Consider the following 15,919-nt stretch of genomic DNA (forward strand, 5'->3'; position numbering starts at 1 on the left):
CGAATCATAAAAAGTTTATCATTATTTAATGTTCGTCTTTTGCTTCATCCATCCAAGCATCGCCACTCCGTAGGCGTTGTCGCCGGAGTAAACCGGGTCGCAAAAATACAGCTTGGCTTTGACCGCAGGGTGCTCCAGCCGCTTTATCAGCCGCTCGCGCATGTACTGATTGGCAGCGACTCCCCCTACGATCAGGATGTCCCGTGGATGGCCCTGTTCGACAGCGTGACGCAATACTTTTTCCAACGTGTTGGCGATACACTGTTCGGTTGCGCGGGCGATATCGGCATGGCTCGTCTCGCCGCGCTCGATGGCCCGCAACAGCGACGCTTCCGGGCCGGAAAAGCTGAAGGCCAAGCCGTCCACCGCAGAGGCGATGCGAAATTCCCCTGTCGACTCCTTGGCCAACTGCTCCAAATACGGTCCCGCCGGAAAAGCCAGCCCGAGCGCTACTCCGATCCGATCCACCAGTTGTCCTGCGTGCAAGTCGATCGTGCCGCCGATTTTTTCAATCGCATACCCGGCCGCCTGCCGCTCGCACAAGAGCAGCTCGCTCGTTCCGCCAGACAGATGGACGGCCAAAAAGCGGTCCTGCTGCGGGCGTTCTTCGGCTGTGTACTCCCCTGCCGCAATATGTCCTTCCTGGTGGGTGGTCAGGTGCAAGGGAACGCGCAAGTAGGTCGCAAGCGATTTGGCCAGCCCTTCCCCTACCTTGAACACCGGCATGTACGAACGGTCGACGGGCCTCGGCTTTTCGCTGACGCAGATCGCCTCGATCTCGTATTCGTTCCACTTCATTTCCTCGCTTAGTTCCGGCAAGTTCATCACATGCTGAAAGACGGCTTCGGATTGTTGCAGCCCGCGTTTGCCCTCCTTCACTTTGAGAAGGCGTTTTGCTTCTGCAACAATTCGGCCGTCTTCCTGAGCCAAGCACAGCGATGTCCGGTAATTGCTCGTATCAATGCCTAACATTACCTTACTCATGCTTGTATCTCCTGCCTGTTTTATGCCTTTTGCGTTTCTCTTGCCTGCAAGAAGCTCGCCAGTACGCCGTTGATATAACGGTGGGACGCTTCGTCGCTGAACAGCTTCGCAATTTCAATCGCTTCGTTCATGACGACCTTGTCAGGCGTATCCGCTTCAAACATGATCTCGTAAAAAGCGAGGCGCAAAATGGCGCGGTCTACGTTGGCAATACGCTCCAACTGCCAGCCGCGCAAATACTTTTTGATCTCTGCGTCGATCTCTGCCAGGTTCGCCAAAACCCCATCGAGCAAATAACGCAAATACTGCGAGCTTTCCTCGGACTCTTCCATGACCAGATCAACCGCTTCCTTGACAGGCACCTCGGCCATGTCGATCTGGAAAAGACATTGGACTGCTTTTTCTCGTGCTGTTCTACGCTTCATTCCATTCACCTACTAATTAAAGTCAGCAGGGGAGCAAATTCCTTCCCCTCTTAATCTGCTACCGAAACTTGCCAGGCAGAATCCGATCCAGTATTTCGCGCAAGTCTTCCTTATGGTCGAGCTTGCGACCGATGTAATAGCCGGTCCCGACAAACACAACAAAGACTAGTGTATTCCAAAAACCGACGAGAAGGTAGATGATGCCGAAAAAAATTCCGGCCAAAATCCCCATTAGCTTCCCCTTGTGTTCCCACAATAACTCCCACATCATGGACTTCACCTTCTATTCCACTCGCTTGCGAGCCGCGTAGTTTTCTTGCTGAGCCACTTCCGTTACCACAACCGACACTTCGGAAATCACGACGCCAGCAATTCCTTCGACTTGCTCCTTCACGTCTGCCTGCAACTTTTGCGTCAGCTCCGGCAACGGGGTCTCGCCATCGACGGAAACGCGCAAGGTGATGATGTTCCCACTCTCCAGCGCTTTGACTGCCGTTTTCATATCGCGCACGCCTTTTACGCGCCGGGCAGCGCGCTCGGCAATCGTCTGGATCGTCTGCATCGTAATGTGGACTTCGCCAAGATCACTGCGCTGGCGAATGCCACGATCAATTTTTGGCTTCGTGGAACGAAAAGAACTGAAAAAGAAGCGAAGACTCACAACGAGGAAAATAATCGCGACGATGAGATACGTGATGTTCGTTCCCGCCAGCATTTGCTCGACATAAGGGCGGAAAAACTCGGGTGAAATCAAACCGCTGGTGGCAGCTATCGCGATGCAGGACAAAATAATCAGCGCAAAGCTGTAAATCGTCAAAATAAAGCGGTCAAACAAATTCACATGCATCTCTCCTTTTCGCCGTGTTTGAAAGGAGACAAACAGGGCACGGTCAAAGGCTAATTCCCCGCCTTAGCCAAGGCTTGGCAAAACAACTGACTTGGAATGAGGAAAATGCCCCCTGTCAGTAGGGGGCATCCATCCGGTGCATGTTAGCGCACACGCTGGTAATCTTCGACTACAGGCGTCGCCGGAGCTTTTTCTTCGGCTTTCAGCTCTACATCGACGATATGTACGTTTACTTCCACCACCGAAAGTCCGGTCATTCCTTCGATCGCATTGCGCACACTATCTTGAATATTACGAGCGACGTCTGGAATCCGGTGTCCGTACTTGACAATGATGGAGACATCCACTGCCGCTTCGCGGGAGCCAACCTCCACGCGAACGCCGCGAGCTATATTTTTACGGCCTAATCGTTCAGCTATTTCCCCTACGAAACCGCCGCTCATCTGTGCTACGCCTTCCACCTCGGACGCAGCCATGCCGGCGATCACTTCCAGTACTTCGGGAGCGATCTGGACCTTTCCAAGCTCTGTTCTATCTAAATCCGGAGTAAACTCTTCCATGCTTCGCACCTCCCTTTAGATTTGTAATTCATTATACCAAGCGCACCGTTTTTTTACAAATCAGCCTTGATTATTCTTCATCCAGGTTCAATTCGTAGTTTTCCAGGAACTTGGTGTCGAAGTGGCCGCTCACGAACACTTCATGCTCCAGCACTTTTTGATGGAACGGAATCGTCGTGGTGATGCCGTCGATGACAAATTCGCCGAGTGCGCGCTTCATCCGTTCGATCGCCTCGTTGCGGTCCTTGCCCCAGACGATCAGCTTGGCGATCATGGAGTCGTAGTAAGGCGGAATGGAATAGCCCGCATAGGCAGCGCTGTCCACCCGCACGCCGAAACCGCCCGGAGGCAAGTATTCGGTGATGCGTCCAGGTGACGGCATGAAGTTTTTCGCCGGGTTCTCTGCGTTGATCCGGCATTCGATCGCCCAGCCGTCAAGCTTGATGTCTTCCTGCGTAAAGGACAGCGGCTCTCCCGCTGCTACCGTGAGCTGCTCCTTGATTAAGTCGAAGCCCGTAACCAGCTCGGTCACCGGATGCTCTACCTGAATCCGCGTGTTCATTTCCATAAAGTAAAACTGTCCGTGCTTGTCCAGCAAAAATTCGACCGTACCGGCTCCGTGATAGGAAACCGCTTTGGCCGCCGCGACAGCCGCTTCGCCCATTTGCTTGCGCGTCTCCTCGCTCAAGGCAGGCGATGGCGCTTCTTCAATCAGCTTTTGGTGACGGCGCTGGATGGAGCAGTCGCGCTCGCCCAGGTAGACCGCGTTGCCATGCTTGTCGGCCATGATCTGGATTTCGACGTGACGCGGACCTTCGACGAATTTTTCCAGGTACACGCCCGGGTTGCCGAAAGCGGTTTTCGCCTCGTTTTGCGCCTGGCGGATCGCCTTTTCCAAATCTTCGTCGTCGACCGCTACGCGCATGCCGCGTCCGCCGCCGCCCGCAGTCGCTTTGACCATCACCGGATAGCCGATTTCGTTGGCTGTCCGGATGGCGCTCTCGATATCCTCAATCAGCCCTTCTGTCCCAGGTACTGTCGGCACTCCGGCCGCTTTCATCGTATCTTTTGCCGTGGACTTGTCGCCCATCTTCACGATCGCTTCCGGATCAGGACCGATAAAGGTGATGTTGCATGCCGCGCAAATCTCGGCAAAGTCAGCGTTCTCCGCCAAAAATCCGTAGCCCGGGTGAATCGCGTCTACGCCCACCTTGGTCGCCACGCTCATGATGTTCGCTATGTTCAGATAGCTTTCCTTAGATGCTTTTGGACCAATACAGTAAGCTTCGTCGGCCATTTTCACATGAAGCGCTTCACGATCCGCTTCGGAGTAGACAGCGACCGTACGAATGCCCAGCTCGCGGCATGCCCGGATGATCCGAACGGCAATCTCCCCGCGATTGGCAATCAATACTTTTTGAAACATTTCGCTCTCCCCCACCTTATTCTGGCTTCACCAAAAACAGTGCTTGACCGTATTCAACGAGCTGGCCGTCTTCGACCAGCACTTTGACGATCTCGCCATGTACTTCTGCTTCGATTTCGTTGAACAGCTTCATCGCTTCCACGATGCAGACGACCTTGTTCGGATTGACCTTGTCGCCAGCTTGTACATAAGGAGGCTTGCCAGGCTCTGGTGCGCTGTAGAAGGTTCCGACCATCGGCGAGACGATCTTGTGCAGGTTCGCGTCGTCAACAGCAGGAGCGCTCGGAGCAGCTTTCGGCGCTTCCGCCGCAACAGGCGCTGCTTGCACAGGCGCTGGAGCCGCCGCTACTGGCGCAGCCGCAACAGGAGCCGCGGCCTGGGCTTGTACGACTGGTTGTGTCACTACTACTGTCTCTGTACCGCTGGATTTCTTCAGAGTCACTTTTGCCCCTTCGGTCTCCAGTTTAAATTCATTAATGGAAGATTGATCGATCAGCTTAATAATTTCTCGGATTTCATGAATTTTCATGACGGAAAAGCACTCCTTCGTTTGTTTCAATAGCGGAACAGGGAGTCCCATATGTATCCTTTTTGGCAAACCATAAATCCATGGTAGCCTGTTGCCCATACCACGTCAAGAAAGGATTTCCCCGCTTCCTGCCGAGAGGAAGCGAGAAAATCCTTACCAGCATGCCCACTTCAGGGGCCGCTTATAACGGGTAGCTCAGCTTGTTTTCGCCAGTCAGGACGCCTTGAACTGGACGTTGATGTTCGTCGCCGGCATGTTCAAATGCTGCTTGACCTGGGCGATGATTTCCACCACTTCGTTTGCGCTCAGTTTGTCTTTTTGCACAATCACAGTGGCTTTGTCGTTCTTGATGAGGACGACCGCATCCTGGTAGCCGCTCGCCTTGAGCATTTCTTCCACGTTCATCGTAGCCGTCTCCAACGTGGACAGTTCGTCGTACTTGGCCTTGGCCTCGGCTACCGCCTGCGGAGTAGCATCGGCATTGTTGATAATCGCGAGCTGCTCATCCTTTTGCTGCTGGATTTGCGCTTCCCGATTCAGCTTGAAGCCCTGGAAAACTTCGGCCGCCGTCTCGGCTACCGGAACGACCGCGTTGCCAGAAGTTTGCTTCGCTTCTTCAGGAGCTGGCGTTTGCCCGACAGGAGTCGTTGCTTCCTGCTTGCCATCCTTGGCATCGACCGCAGTAGCGCCTGGAGCCTGCTCGACTTGCTTGGTCTCCACCTCCACGCCGGAAATCTGCTCTTGCTTCTGGACTGCCTGCTCTTGTCCCGAGGTCGGAATCTGCTCTTGCGGCCCCTTCACCAAATAGTAGCCGGAGAGTACCACCATTACAGCCAGCATCGTCAACAACCAAACTGTTTGCTTGCGCAGAATCATTCGCCATTACCTCCTACCCTTTTTTGGGCAATATGGATATCTTGTAAGCGGGAACATCCAAAACCTTTTGCACGGCCTCGGTGATCCACGCTTTTACCTGGATGTTGTCGGCCCCTTTGGCCACGACCAGCACCCCCCGGACGCGCGGCTTCAATGTCTTGACGATGACGGGCTGGTCTTGCTTGCCGCCCTGGACAATGACGACCTGCGAATCGCGCGATTGGTCACTCTGATTCCGGGTTGCCTTTTCCTTATCCATCTCCTGGTTGACCGAGGAGCGGACATTCGTGTTTTTCTCGACGACCAGCTCCGGTGTCGATTCCAGATTGACCATGACTTCCACCTCTCCCACGCCGACTACACTCGCGAGGATATCGCGAAGCTGGGATTCGTAGATGTTTTCGTACTCCGCGATAATGTCCGGCGCGGGCGACCCGCCGAGCACCGGAGACGTCGCATCGCCTGATGGCTGCGGCGACGTCTCGCCGGAGTTTATCGCGAATCCGAGCGGCTGATCTTTTTCGACGTGCAGAAAATCCGTCAAGATCATGACAGCAATCCCGATGCCAAGGACGACGATCAAATAGTGCAGCGGCTTGAGCTTTTTGTTGCTGCCGTTTCCTTCCCACAGTTTTTTCAGCTTTTCCAGCATTTTTCTCACCTCGCTTGTGTCGACAGCGCCATTACTGTTTTTCTCTTTCCCTGGACTCGTCTTTGATAATGACCTGCTCTTTGGAAAGCCCCCATTGTGCGGCCAGATCGCTCGCCATCCGGCTCATCAGCGGATTGTCCTCGCGCGCCGCCACCTCGACTTCCTGTTTGGGCTCCTGCGCCTCGCCAATCGTGACCTCCACCGGGGCGATGGGCGTAATCGGCTTGATCGGCTGGACCTGCTGCGACCCGTTCTGGTCCGGGGCGCTGTCCGCTTCGCCGATCACCAGCTCCATGCGGGACAAGGTCGGCTCTCCCTGCTGCTTCTGCTCGATCACGACTGCCACGTCCGCGACCTCCACACCGTAATCGGCCTTGATTTGCGCCTTCACAGCGGCTGCTACCTGCGCCTGCACGTAAGCGGTCATCTGCTCGTTTTGCTGTCCCAGAAGCTTGTCAGTCATTTTTTTCCATTCGACAGAGGCCGGTTTGTTCAGCTCTTGCTGGTAGCGATCCAGCCGGAGGGCGAGATCATCCTGCGACAGACTGAACAGGCTGAACACCGGGGAGATGATCGTCAACAAAAGGATAAGCCCCATGACCATTTTCACGTAGCGCTGCAAGGTCGTATTGGGCAGGATCAGATCGAGAAAGGCTGCCAGGAGGACGAGCAGGATGATTTTTTTCAGCCAAAGCGTTAACCATGTCATGTCATCACCTACCGAACCATCATGGAGATGTTGCCTGCCGCAATGATGATGGTAATAGCCAGAAAGAACATCAAGCCCACCGTCGCCAGCGCGGCGAAGACGAACAGGAGACTTTTTCCGATCGTGCCGAGCGCGCTGATGATCGGGCTGTTGCCGAGCGGCTGCAGCACGGCGGATGACACGTTGTAGATCAGGGCGAGCACCAGTATCTTGAGAGCCGGGAAAGCGCACAAGATGATGAGGATGACCACTCCAGCGAGGCCGACTGCGTTTTTGACCAGAAGCGATGCGTTTAAGACCGTATCGGCCGCATCGGAGAACATGCGCCCGACGATCGGGATGAAGTTGCCGGTAATGTATTTGGCAGTCCGCAAGGTGACGCCGTCTGCGACAGCCGAGGTGGCTCCCTGAATCGAGATGACGGCGAGAAAAATCGTCAGGAAGGACCCGAGGACGCCCATTGCGATGTTTCTGAGCAGGGTGGCCAGTTGGGTAACCTTGTAGCGTTCGGAAAACAGGCTGACGATGGAGAGCATGGCCGACAAAAACAAGAGCGGGAACACCACGTACGTAATCATCATGCCGCTGATGTTAATCATGAAAATAATCAGCGGGTGAAACATGGTCGCTGTCGCGAGGTTCCCCACTGAAGCCAGGAGGGCGATGACCAGCGGGATCATGGCGAGCATGAAATCGGTCATGCTGCTGATCGCGTCCTTGGCGTAGGTGATGGCGAGGTGAAAGCTGTTGATAGCCAACACCATCAAAACGAGATAAGCGATGGAATAGGCCACGGTAGAAACGGCGTTTCGTTCGAAAGCATTTTGCATCGTCTCCAGGATCATGGTAAACACCGTGATGATGATAATCGAGCTGAGCAGCTTGCCGTTCATCAAGACTTCGTGGAAGATGAATTTGCCCATCCCTTGCAGGACGCCAGAGATCGTCAGTTCCTCCTGCTGCATCAAAATCTGGATGAAGCCCTGGGATTTTAAGTCCGGCAAGTAGCCTTTGTACTCCCGCTGAAGCTGCTGCCAATACTGCTCGACACGCTCCAGTTGCAGGTGATCGACTTGCTCTTCGACGATTTGGTTGATCGGGTTGGCTGCGGGTGCCCCGGCTGCATCGACCATTCCCGGCGACAGATAGAAAAAGAGTGCGAACCATAACAGGATCAATTTGCCAGTACGCGCCACAGACATCCCCCCTCCCTTACGCCGGCAGCAAGTCGATCACTGTTTCGATGATGATTTGGATAATCGGCACGGCCATGACCAGGATCAGCACTTTTCCCGCCAACTCGATTTTGGAGGCAATCGCCCCTTGTCCAGCATCGCGGGTCATTTGCGCCCCAAATTCTGCGATGTAGGCAATTCCGATAATTTTTAAAATCGTTTCCAGAAACACGAGGTTCAAATCTGCCTGGACCGCCAGCCTTTCCAGAATGCGAATGACTTCGGCGATTTTTCCTACCAGGAAGTAGAAAATGATGACGCCGCTCGCAATCGCCAAAAGAAAAGCGAACATCGGCTTTTGTTCTTTAATCACCAGGGCAAGTATGGTTGCGACCAGTCCAAGTCCAACGATTTGTACGATTTCCATCGAGAGCCCCTCCTCAGTTGAACAGGAAGACGCGTTTCACCTCAGAAAACAGGTCGCCGAGGTAGTGGGACACCATGTACAGGACGATGATGAATCCGACCAGTGTCGCCCAGTGCGCAATATCTTCCTTTCCCGCCTGTTTGAGGACCGTGTGCAAGATCGCTGTGATGAACCCTACCGCTCCGATCTGGAAAACAGGTGTCAAATCAAAATCCACTGTGAACACCTCGCCTTTAGAACATCAGGATGACGACCAAGAGCCCGCCGAGGAAGCCAAGACTTTTGTACATGCGTTCGTATTTTGCCTGCTCCGCCCGCGCTTCTTCCTCAAGTCCTCGCAGGTGGGTCACCGCAAGGCGCAGATGCTTTTGCTGGTCTTCCCTGTCGGATGACCCGAGAACCTGTCCGAGACTCGCGAGCACCTCCCGCTCCTGCCGGCGCAGGGCCGTTTGCGCCCAATGCTTTCCCATCGCCTGCTGCAAGGAATCTTCGGCCGATTGCGCCTTTTCGCTGACCAAAAGCTCTGCGGCGTGCAGAAACACTTTGCCCACTTCCTCGGAGACGCGGCGACCCACTTTGACAAAAGCGCGGTGCAGCGGCGTCATGCCGTACACGATTTCCGTCTCCAGCATTTGCAAGGCGACCAGGAGCGCCCGTAGCTGAACCGGGCGATAGGCGTAGTACCTGCCGATCTGCCAGCCGACCATGGAAGCGGAGAACAGGATGAGCACCGCACCAATCAGCTTGACCATGCGACCTTCTCCTTTTCGAGCGGCTTCATGCTTTGGTCGTAGATCGCCTGGATCGTGCCCACGCCTTTCGCCCGGCTAAGCACGATATAGCGGGCAAACACGCCGTGTCGCACCAGGTTGCCGAGCATCGGGCGCCGGGCCACCTCCTGGATGTCGGCGCCATGCGCGGAGCAGATGACCGCGACTCCGGCATGAATCGCTTCCCAGACGGCATCCCCGTCCTCCGCCCGCCCCACCTCGTCCACGATCAGCACATCGGGAGACATGGAGCGAATCAGCATCATCATCCCTGCGGCTTTCGGGCAAGCGTCCAGCACATCTGTCCTGGGGCCGACATCTCGCTGCGGCACTCCCTGGAGACACCCGGCCAGCTCGGAACGCTCGTCCACAATCCCTACCTTGCGACTGGACGACCATTCACTCCCGTAGCTGAGGGAGCGGGCCATATCGCGCAAAAGCGTCGTCTTCCCGCATTGCGGCGGAGAGATCACCAGCGTACTCAGCACTTTGCCGCCTTCAAACAAATAGGGCATTACTTTTTGCGCAGCCCCTTTTTTCTCCCGGGCAATCCGGATATTGAAGCTGGTGATATCCCTGATGCCTTTGACATCCCCTTTGTCCAGCACCACTTTTCCTGCGATGCCGATGCGATGGCCGCCTACGACTGTAATGTAGCCCCGCTTCAGCTCTTCCTCCAGCGCGTACAAAGAATGCTGGCTGACCTGATTCAACAGCTTGACTGCGTGCTCTGCGGAAAAAATCCATCCTTTACTCGCGGTGGAGGTAAGCTGGCCTGTCGGCGTCACATAGCTGGATTGCTGGCCAAAGCGCACTTCCAACGGCTGATTTTGCCGAAGCCGTATCTCTTCCAAATGCTCTTTGACTGCGGAGGGAAGAGCAGTCAAAATCGAGCGTATGGCTTCCGGCAAGATCGCCATGATCTCTCTCACATCTGGTACCCTCCTTTTTGTGGCTGACTCTCGTTTGTCCACATTGACTTACCTCCATCCTATGCGCGGATGGACGAGATTTATGCTAAGACTCTTTTGGCAAAATGCGAAAAAGCAGCAGGCTCATTCGCGTGCCGCTGCAAACAAAAAAAGCTTGCCCCGGCGCTTTTGGCAGCACGCGGGGACAAGCTTTTTACGTAGGGTTGATCGGCTGGTATTCACGCTCGCCAGAAGACTGCTCGATGACGTAGTGGGTGTAGCCTTCCTCATCGTGGCCCTCTCGCAAGTGAATCTCTTTTTGGCAGTGCGGGCAGGAAAATTCGTAGCCGCCCGCCAGATATGCGTCGCCATCTGCTTCGTACAAATACGCGTCCTCGTCATCGTCGAGGTCGTAGCAGGTGGCGTACTCTATGTCGTCGTCTTCTATCGTTTCGTACAAGTCGTCGTCCTCTTCGAAAAGATAGAGTTCCACATCTTCGAGGTCTTCGTCCAGCGCCTCGACATAATCCTCCGCCTCTTCCACGCGGGCGTGCAGCTCGCGGAACTGGGCGCACACCTCGTCCATGATCTCGATCATCTCTGCCATGATTTTGCCTTCCGCACTCTTTTCGCCCACATCCAGGCCGTCAGCCAGTCCACGCAAATAGGCGATTCGATTCGCCATCGCTTCGATCATCCCATTCCCTCCCATTGGTCTTTTGACACTAGCATTCCCTAGAGCGGCGCGGATTACCATTGGAAGGAACTGGATCGTCGAATCGCTACTTGCGCACCCCGATCAGGATGCAGGAGATGCCGAGCAAAATCCAGGCGATTTTGGCAAAGCTGACCCGATCCGACATGCCGAGCAGGCCGATCGTCGTCGTCGTAATCAAAATGACAGGTCCGACAATCGCCAGCCCGGAATTGATGAGCAGCGCCTTTTCGACCTGATTGACCTTCAAAATGAGCAGGGCGGCCAAAATTTCGATGCTGCCTGACAAAACCCGCAGGGCGGCCATGCCCATAATCGCTTTTTCCCACATACCGTCTCGTCCTCCCCTCCGTTCACTCTATGCCTGTACCCGCTCATTTCAGCACTTGCGCTGGGCGATCGCCTACCGCCTTTCTTCTTCACTCCTGTTGTCAGATGGGCATACACTGAACCATACGCCTAGAAGAAATGAGGAAAATGCGATGGTAGACTGTGAGCATCCGTTTTTGCCCCCAAGCTGGGCGAATCCGTCCGGGCGCATGCGCGAAAAGCCCCGCCAGAAGGGGCTGACCATGGTCATTGACAAAGGACTGGGACTTACTGCTTACTTCGATTTACTGGATCTGGCTTCTCCTTATATGGATATATACAAACTCGGCTTTGGCACGACTGCCCTCTATCCGCCAAAAGTGCTCCGGCAAAAGCTCGATGCCGCGAAGGCTCACGGACTGCACATCATGCCTGGCGGAACCTTTTTCGAGGTCGCCATCCGGCACAGCACGATCAAGGAGTACATGCAGCAAATTCGTTCGCTCGGATTTTCCGCTGTGGAAATTTCCGACGGCACCTTTCCCCTCCCTTTTGAAAAACGCAAGGAGGCGATTGCGCTGGGCGTGGACGCCGGGCTTATCGTCTATACAGAGGTGGGCAAAAAGGCTGCCGGCTACCGCGCCCAGCGCCAGGAGCTGCTCGAAACGCTCGACTTTGACCTGACGGCCGGCGCCAGTTACGTCATCGTCGAAGCGCGGGAGAGCGGGACAGTCGGCGTCTTCGACGGAAACGGCAAGGTCGATCACACGTTTCTTCGGGACATTGTCTGGGCAGCGCAGGCCAACGCGGAGCGGCTCATCTGGGAAGCGCCACAAAAAGATCAGCAAGTGGGCTTGATTCAGGCTCTTGGCAGCGATGTCAACCTCGGCAACATCGCTTGCACGGACGTCTTGTCCGTCGAGACGCTGCGCCGGGGCCTGCGCGGGGATACGGCCCTGATTATGGAAGAGGGGAGGTCGGCTCCGTGCGAATAGAAGTAGTGCCGACAGTCGAGGAAATTCGCTTTGACCAGATCAGCAACCACGTCGTCATCGTCATCGACGTCCTGCGCGCTTCCAGCACGATCGTCACCGCGCTCGGAAACAGCTTTGTGTGCGTCATTCCCGTCGAGACGATCGGGCAGGCAAACTCGTTGCGCGCTGCCGACTGCCTGTTGGCTGGCGAGCGGCACTGCCGCAAAATTCCGGATTTTGACTGCAACAACTCGCCGACGGAAATCTCTGCGACCAAAAAGCCAGGCAAGCGCCTCGTGCTCACGACGACGAACGGAACGCGCGCGATCCAAAAGGCGGAGCGAGCCTCTGCGCTGCTGATCGGCTGCTTTTTAAACGCGACGGCCTGCATCAAGCACGCGCTCACCTATCATCTCGATATTACGCTGTACTGCGCGGGCACGCGCTCCGAGTTCGCGCTCGAGGATGGGCTTGCCGCCGGGCTGATGATCGTGCAGGCGCAAAAAGCGTTGGCCAACATCCAGACTTGCGATCTGGGGGAAGCCTTGAAAGCGAGCTACCTGTATTATGCGGACAAATTGAGCGAGCAGTTGCTGCAAACGACGACGGGAAAGCGGCTCGTCTCGCATCATTTTGCCGAGGATTTGCGCTTCTGCTCCCAGGTCGACCAGTTCCAGCTCGTCCCCTACGTCAAGGACAAACACATACTCCCCCACCTTGTCTCATAGAGTGAAAGGAGAACAGGGACAGGGGTTTTGATGCCAATGATGATGTCTGGAGAAGTGATGCTTGTCATCCTGATCGTCATAGGGTTAATTGGCCGTTCACCGATTATCGCGACGGCAGCGAGCATTCTTTTGGTGCTGAAGCTGACGGCCCTGGAGCGCTTTTTCCCCACGGTCGAGCGTCGCGGCCTGGAACTTGGCCTGCTTTTTTTGACGATTTCCGTACTGGTCCCGTTTGCCAGCGAAAAAATATCGTGGAAAGATGTCACGCCGCTGTTTACGACAGTCGTCGGTTTCACAGCACTCGCAGGTGGCGCGATTGCCACCTGGATGAACGGCAAGGGGCTTGACCTGTTGCGCACCGAGCCGCACATGATTATCGGCCTCGTCATCGGGTCGATCATTGGCATCGTGTTTTTTCGCGGCATTCCCGTAGGCCCCCTCATGGCGGCAGGCATTACCGCTTTCGTGCTGAAGCTGTGGGAATGGTTTGGCGGGCGCTGGCCCCAATAAAAGCGGCAAGATCGGAAGTAAACGGCACCCCCCTTTTTCTCAGGCGAAAAAGGGGGTTCTTGTCCGTACAAAAAAAAGCCGCACCCGAGCGGGCACAGCTTTTTCTTGTCCATTCTGTCGGTTACGCCTTACGCGCGAGAAACGTATGCCTCTGTACGCGTGTCGATAATCAGACGCTCGCCTTCTTCTACGAAGAGGGGAACGTTGACGACAAAGCCAGTTTCCAGCGTTGCTTTTTTGGTCACGTTGGAAGCGGTATCGCCTTTAACGCCTGGCTCACATTCCGTTACAACCAGTTCGACTGTGTTTGGCAACTGGATACCGATGGTTTCGCCGTTGTACTGCATGATTTGCACATTCATGTTTTCCTTGAGGAAACGCAGCTCGCGCTCGATCTGGCTACGAGTGAACGTCAGTTGCTCATAGGTTTCGGTGTTCATGAACGTGTACTCGTCACCGCTCGCATACAAGTATTGCATGGTGCTGGTTTCGATGCGGGCAGGGTTTACTTTTTCACCGCCGCGGAAAGTCATTTCTGTGGTGTTGCCGTTGCGCAGGTTGCGCAGTTTGGAGCGTACGAACGCCGCGCCTTTTCCTGGTTTTACGTGTTGGAATTCAAGCACGGTGTAGATGTTGCCGTCCACTTCGATCGTCAAACCGGTCCGAAAATCGTTTACAGAGATCATCGTTGTCCTCCCAAATCAATCAATAACGTAGAATAGTATAAATTACACGGGCAAAATGAGCAACTCTTTCGTAGACTTGTTGAGGTTCTCATGCCCGTCTGCGGTAATCAGCACGTCGTCCTCGATGCGCACGCCGCCCAGTCCGGTAATGTAAATGCCCGGCTCCATCGTCACGAGCATGCCTGGCTCCAGTACGAACGTGCTTGCGGTAGACAGACCTGGCAGCTCATGCACTTCGATGCCAAGGCCGTGACCCGCGCTGTGTCCGTACGCTTCGCCGTAGCCTGCCGCCGTGATGATGTCTCTCGTTGCGGCATCCGCTGCTTTTGCCGTCACGCCTGGCTTCAGCGCTTCCAGACCTGCCAGTTGCGCCCGCAGCACGATGTCGTAAATCTCTTTCATTTTCGCGCTCGGCTCTCCGACAGCGAGTGTGCGGGTAATGTCCGAGTTGTAGCCTTTGTAGGCAGCTCCGAAATCGAGCGTGACCATTTCGCCTGCCTCGATCACTTTTTCGCTGGCTCGTCCATGCGGCAGCGCACCGCGCACGCCGGACGCCACGATCATGTCAAAGGCAGAGCCTGTCGCGCCCTGCTTGCGCATGAAATACTCCAGCTCCAGCGCGACGTCCACCTCGCGCACGCCTGGGCGGATATATCCTTGAATATGCGCAAAAGCCGCTTCGGCAATTCCCACCGCTTCGCGGATGATGACCATTTCCGCCTCGTCTTTGAACATGCGGATTTTTTCCAGCAGGCCGCTTGTCGGGACGAGCTCTACGCCGTCAAAGCCTTTGCTCCACTCCTGATACGTGCCGAAGGAGATGCTGCTTTCGAACGCCAGTCGCTTGACGCCTTTTTCCTGCAGCAGCTTGGCGATCGCCTCGACGGCTTTGCGCTCGTTGTTGACGACCGTAAAATCCGGCGCCTGCTCCTGCGCTTGCTCCACGTAGCGGAAGTCTGTAACGAGGAACGCTTCTGTTTCGGTGACAACCACCCAGCCGGTCGAGCCGGTAAAGCCGCTCAGATAGAAGCGGTTTTCCGCTTTTTCCGTAATGAACGCATTCGCTCCCACTTGGGCAAGCGCTTCACGCAATTTATCCAAACGTTGTTTCATGGCAATCCGTTTCCCCTTTCGTCTATGCGAAGCCGTTATTTTTTTTCGATTTTGCGGACGAGCGCCCGCAGCGCCCACTCGTATCCGTCCATGCCCAAGCCGACCACCTGGCCGATCGCAACGGGCGCAATGACCGAGTGATGGCGAAATTCCTCGCGCGCGTGAATATTGGAAATATGTATTTCAATCGTCGGGAGCGCCACACTGGCGAGCGCATCGCGAATGGCATAGCTGTAGTGCGTGAATGCGCCAGGGTTAATCAAAATGCCGTCGTGAACGCCTCTTGCCTGGTGAATCGCATCAATCAGGACTCCCTCGTGATTGGACTGGCAGTGCGCAAGTTTGCCGCCCAGTTCGTCCATGACAGAAGACAGCTTGGCTACCAGATCGTCCAGCGTTTCCTTTCCGTAAATTTCTGGCTCCCGCGTTCCCAGCAAATTGAGATTGGGACCGTTCAACAGCAGAACGGAAGTCATTGTCATCCCTCCCCATATGTTTTTTCGCAAAAAGTTTTTTTACTAGGACGTGTCTGAAAACTAAAGAAAATGTGGTATGATTTAGGAAAAACGAATGGAGCAACGAGCATGATTCAA

General features: G+C 55.1%; 23 protein-coding genes. 3 read left to right on the top strand and 20 right to left on the bottom strand.

Going from position 1 to position 15,919, the window contains the following annotated elements; all coding sequences use genetic code 11:
• Window positions 1-21: 21 nt before the first annotated feature.
• From AC3WQH_RS22605 to AC3WQH_RS22685, 17 genes are all read right to left on the bottom strand, one after another.
• The gene (locus AC3WQH_RS22605; RefSeq protein ID WP_007785595.1) at window positions 22-984 is read right to left on the bottom strand and encodes a Kae1-like domain-containing protein; all 963 of its coding nucleotides are present in this window, start codon (window positions 982-984) and stop codon (window positions 22-24) included.
• A 20-nt stretch (window positions 985-1,004) separates the two neighbouring features.
• On the bottom strand, window positions 1,005-1,409 hold the full coding sequence (nusB, locus tag AC3WQH_RS22610) for a transcription antitermination factor NusB (RefSeq protein ID WP_005827285.1): 405 nt from the start codon (window positions 1,407-1,409) through the stop codon (window positions 1,005-1,007).
• A gap of 58 nt (window positions 1,410-1,467) precedes the next feature.
• Window positions 1,468-1,680 carry a DUF2273 domain-containing protein gene (locus tag AC3WQH_RS22615; protein WP_005827283.1) on the bottom strand — a complete coding sequence of 71 codons (213 nt, stop codon included), beginning with the start codon at window positions 1,678-1,680 and terminating at the stop codon, window positions 1,468-1,470.
• A gap of 12 nt (window positions 1,681-1,692) precedes the next feature.
• Window positions 1,693-2,250: an alkaline shock response membrane anchor protein AmaP gene (gene amaP / locus AC3WQH_RS22620; RefSeq protein ID WP_025843725.1), complete on the bottom strand. Its 558-nt coding sequence runs from the start codon at window positions 2,248-2,250 to the stop codon at window positions 1,693-1,695.
• 149 nt (window positions 2,251-2,399) lie between these two features.
• Window positions 2,400-2,816 (bottom strand): Asp23/Gls24 family envelope stress response protein, encoded by a 417-nt coding sequence (locus AC3WQH_RS22625; protein ID WP_005827279.1) that lies wholly within the window; start codon window positions 2,814-2,816, stop codon window positions 2,400-2,402.
• A 70-nt stretch (window positions 2,817-2,886) separates the two neighbouring features.
• A complete protein-coding gene (gene accC, locus AC3WQH_RS22630) occupies window positions 2,887-4,242 on the bottom strand; it encodes an acetyl-CoA carboxylase biotin carboxylase subunit (protein ID WP_005827277.1) in 1,356 nt (451 codons plus the stop codon).
• Between the two features lie 16 nt (window positions 4,243-4,258).
• Window positions 4,259-4,771, bottom strand: coding sequence for an acetyl-CoA carboxylase biotin carboxyl carrier protein (accB, locus tag AC3WQH_RS22635; protein WP_005827276.1), 513 nt, complete (start codon window positions 4,769-4,771; stop codon window positions 4,259-4,261).
• Window positions 4,772-4,984: 213 nt separating this feature from the next.
• The gene (locus AC3WQH_RS22640; RefSeq protein WP_005827274.1) at window positions 4,985-5,647 is read right to left on the bottom strand and encodes a SpoIIIAH-like family protein; all 663 of its coding nucleotides are present in this window, start codon (window positions 5,645-5,647) and stop codon (window positions 4,985-4,987) included.
• 13 nt (window positions 5,648-5,660) lie between these two features.
• On the bottom strand, window positions 5,661-6,299 hold the full coding sequence (gene spoIIIAG / locus AC3WQH_RS22645; protein ID WP_005827272.1) for a stage III sporulation protein AG: 639 nt from the start codon (window positions 6,297-6,299) through the stop codon (window positions 5,661-5,663).
• Window positions 6,300-6,330: 31 nt separating this feature from the next.
• Window positions 6,331-7,008: a stage III sporulation protein AF gene (gene spoIIIAF / locus AC3WQH_RS22650; protein ID WP_025843724.1), complete on the bottom strand. Its 678-nt coding sequence runs from the start codon at window positions 7,006-7,008 to the stop codon at window positions 6,331-6,333.
• Between the two features lie 8 nt (window positions 7,009-7,016).
• Complete coding sequence (gene spoIIIAE, locus AC3WQH_RS22655; protein WP_309478692.1) at window positions 7,017-8,204, bottom strand: stage III sporulation protein AE; 1,188 nt, start codon at window positions 8,202-8,204, stop codon at window positions 7,017-7,019.
• A gap of 16 nt (window positions 8,205-8,220) precedes the next feature.
• A complete protein-coding gene (gene spoIIIAD, locus AC3WQH_RS22660) occupies window positions 8,221-8,610 on the bottom strand; it encodes a stage III sporulation protein AD (RefSeq protein WP_005827266.1) in 390 nt (129 codons plus the stop codon).
• 13 nt (window positions 8,611-8,623) lie between these two features.
• The gene (gene spoIIIAC / locus AC3WQH_RS22665; RefSeq protein WP_005827263.1) at window positions 8,624-8,827 is read right to left on the bottom strand and encodes a stage III sporulation protein AC; all 204 of its coding nucleotides are present in this window, start codon (window positions 8,825-8,827) and stop codon (window positions 8,624-8,626) included.
• A gap of 16 nt (window positions 8,828-8,843) precedes the next feature.
• The gene (spoIIIAB, locus tag AC3WQH_RS22670) at window positions 8,844-9,362 is read right to left on the bottom strand and encodes a stage III sporulation protein SpoIIIAB (RefSeq protein WP_005827261.1); all 519 of its coding nucleotides are present in this window, start codon (window positions 9,360-9,362) and stop codon (window positions 8,844-8,846) included.
• Entirely contained in the window at window positions 9,350-10,312 is a 963-nt protein-coding gene (spoIIIAA, locus tag AC3WQH_RS22675; protein WP_007785609.1) for a stage III sporulation protein AA, read from the bottom strand. Before spoIIIAA ends, spoIIIAB begins: the two co-directional genes overlap by 13 nt.
• Window positions 10,313-10,505: 193 nt before the next feature.
• Window positions 10,506-10,988 carry a CD1247 N-terminal domain-containing protein gene (locus tag AC3WQH_RS22680; RefSeq protein WP_005827255.1) on the bottom strand — a complete coding sequence of 161 codons (483 nt, stop codon included), beginning with the start codon at window positions 10,986-10,988 and terminating at the stop codon, window positions 10,506-10,508.
• 85 nt (window positions 10,989-11,073) lie between these two features.
• Window positions 11,074-11,337, bottom strand: a complete 264-nt coding sequence (locus AC3WQH_RS22685) for a YqhV family protein (RefSeq protein ID WP_005827253.1) — start codon at window positions 11,335-11,337, stop codon at window positions 11,074-11,076.
• A 151-nt stretch (window positions 11,338-11,488) separates the two neighbouring features.
• Here AC3WQH_RS22685 and comA point away from each other — a divergent pair, with 151 nt between their 5' ends.
• From comA to AC3WQH_RS22700, 3 genes are read left to right on the top strand one after another with little or no spacing between them, the layout of a single operon-like run.
• Window positions 11,489-12,310 (top strand): phosphosulfolactate synthase, encoded by an 822-nt coding sequence (gene comA, locus AC3WQH_RS22690; protein WP_005827251.1) that lies wholly within the window; start codon window positions 11,489-11,491, stop codon window positions 12,308-12,310.
• Entirely contained in the window at window positions 12,301-13,017 is a 717-nt protein-coding gene (locus tag AC3WQH_RS22695) for a 2-phosphosulfolactate phosphatase (protein WP_492332259.1), read from the top strand. Before comA ends, AC3WQH_RS22695 begins: the two co-directional genes overlap by 10 nt.
• Window positions 13,018-13,056: 39 nt before the next feature.
• Window positions 13,057-13,527 carry a DUF441 domain-containing protein gene (locus AC3WQH_RS22700; RefSeq protein WP_025843720.1) on the top strand — a complete coding sequence of 157 codons (471 nt, stop codon included), beginning with the start codon at window positions 13,057-13,059 and terminating at the stop codon, window positions 13,525-13,527.
• 128 nt (window positions 13,528-13,655) lie between these two features.
• On the opposite strand, the gene efp is transcribed toward AC3WQH_RS22700, so the two are convergent.
• The 3 genes from efp to aroQ are packed head-to-tail and all read right to left on the bottom strand — an operon-like array spanning window position 13,656 to window position 15,802.
• Window positions 13,656-14,213 carry an elongation factor P gene (efp, locus tag AC3WQH_RS22705; protein ID WP_005827245.1) on the bottom strand — a complete coding sequence of 186 codons (558 nt, stop codon included), beginning with the start codon at window positions 14,211-14,213 and terminating at the stop codon, window positions 13,656-13,658.
• Between the two features lie 42 nt (window positions 14,214-14,255).
• Window positions 14,256-15,326: a M24 family metallopeptidase gene (locus AC3WQH_RS22710; RefSeq protein ID WP_005827243.1), complete on the bottom strand. Its 1,071-nt coding sequence runs from the start codon at window positions 15,324-15,326 to the stop codon at window positions 14,256-14,258.
• Window positions 15,327-15,361: 35 nt separating this feature from the next.
• A complete protein-coding gene (gene aroQ / locus AC3WQH_RS22715; RefSeq protein WP_005827241.1) occupies window positions 15,362-15,802 on the bottom strand; it encodes a type II 3-dehydroquinate dehydratase in 441 nt (146 codons plus the stop codon).
• Between the last annotated feature and the right edge of the window lie 117 nt (window positions 15,803-15,919).

It is taken from the genome of Brevibacillus sp. FW301-21C12A (assembly GCF_058788915.1).

Coding starts and splice junctions, on each gene's coding strand:
- spoIIIAF (WP_025843724.1), bottom strand. CDS start 7,008: ATGACATGGTTAACGCTTTGGCTGAAAAAAATCATCCTGCTCGTCCTC.
- AC3WQH_RS22615 (WP_005827283.1), bottom strand. CDS start 1,680: ATGATGTGGGAGTTATTGTGGGAACACAAGGGGAAGCTAATGGGGATT.
- spoIIIAB (WP_005827261.1), bottom strand. CDS start 9,362: ATGGTCAAGCTGATTGGTGCGGTGCTCATCCTGTTCTCCGCTTCCATG.
- spoIIIAG (WP_005827272.1), bottom strand. CDS start 6,299: ATGCTGGAAAAGCTGAAAAAACTGTGGGAAGGAAACGGCAGCAACAAA.
- AC3WQH_RS22625 (WP_005827279.1), bottom strand. CDS start 2,816: ATGGAAGAGTTTACTCCGGATTTAGATAGAACAGAGCTTGGAAAGGTC.
- AC3WQH_RS22605 (WP_007785595.1), bottom strand. CDS start 984: ATGAGTAAGGTAATGTTAGGCATTGATACGAGCAATTACCGGACATCG.
- AC3WQH_RS22680 (WP_005827255.1), bottom strand. CDS start 10,988: ATGATCGAAGCGATGGCGAATCGAATCGCCTATTTGCGTGGACTGGCT.
- nusB (WP_005827285.1), bottom strand. CDS start 1,409: ATGAAGCGTAGAACAGCACGAGAAAAAGCAGTCCAATGTCTTTTCCAG.
- AC3WQH_RS22685 (WP_005827253.1), bottom strand. CDS start 11,337: ATGTGGGAAAAAGCGATTATGGGCATGGCCGCCCTGCGGGTTTTGTCA.
- efp (WP_005827245.1), bottom strand. CDS start 14,213: ATGATCTCTGTAAACGATTTTCGGACCGGTTTGACGATCGAAGTGGAC.
- aroQ (WP_005827241.1), bottom strand. CDS start 15,802: ATGACTTCCGTTCTGCTGTTGAACGGTCCCAATCTCAATTTGCTGGGA.
- AC3WQH_RS22710 (WP_005827243.1), bottom strand. CDS start 15,326: ATGAAACAACGTTTGGATAAATTGCGTGAAGCGCTTGCCCAAGTGGGA.
- spoIIIAD (WP_005827266.1), bottom strand. CDS start 8,610: ATGGAAATCGTACAAATCGTTGGACTTGGACTGGTCGCAACCATACTT.
- comA (WP_005827251.1), top strand. CDS start 11,489: ATGGTAGACTGTGAGCATCCGTTTTTGCCCCCAAGCTGGGCGAATCCG.
- accC (WP_005827277.1), bottom strand. CDS start 4,242: ATGTTTCAAAAAGTATTGATTGCCAATCGCGGGGAGATTGCCGTTCGG.
- AC3WQH_RS22640 (WP_005827274.1), bottom strand. CDS start 5,647: ATGATTCTGCGCAAGCAAACAGTTTGGTTGTTGACGATGCTGGCTGTA.
- accB (WP_005827276.1), bottom strand. CDS start 4,771: ATGAAAATTCATGAAATCCGAGAAATTATTAAGCTGATCGATCAATCT.
- AC3WQH_RS22700 (WP_025843720.1), top strand. CDS start 13,057: ATGATGTCTGGAGAAGTGATGCTTGTCATCCTGATCGTCATAGGGTTA.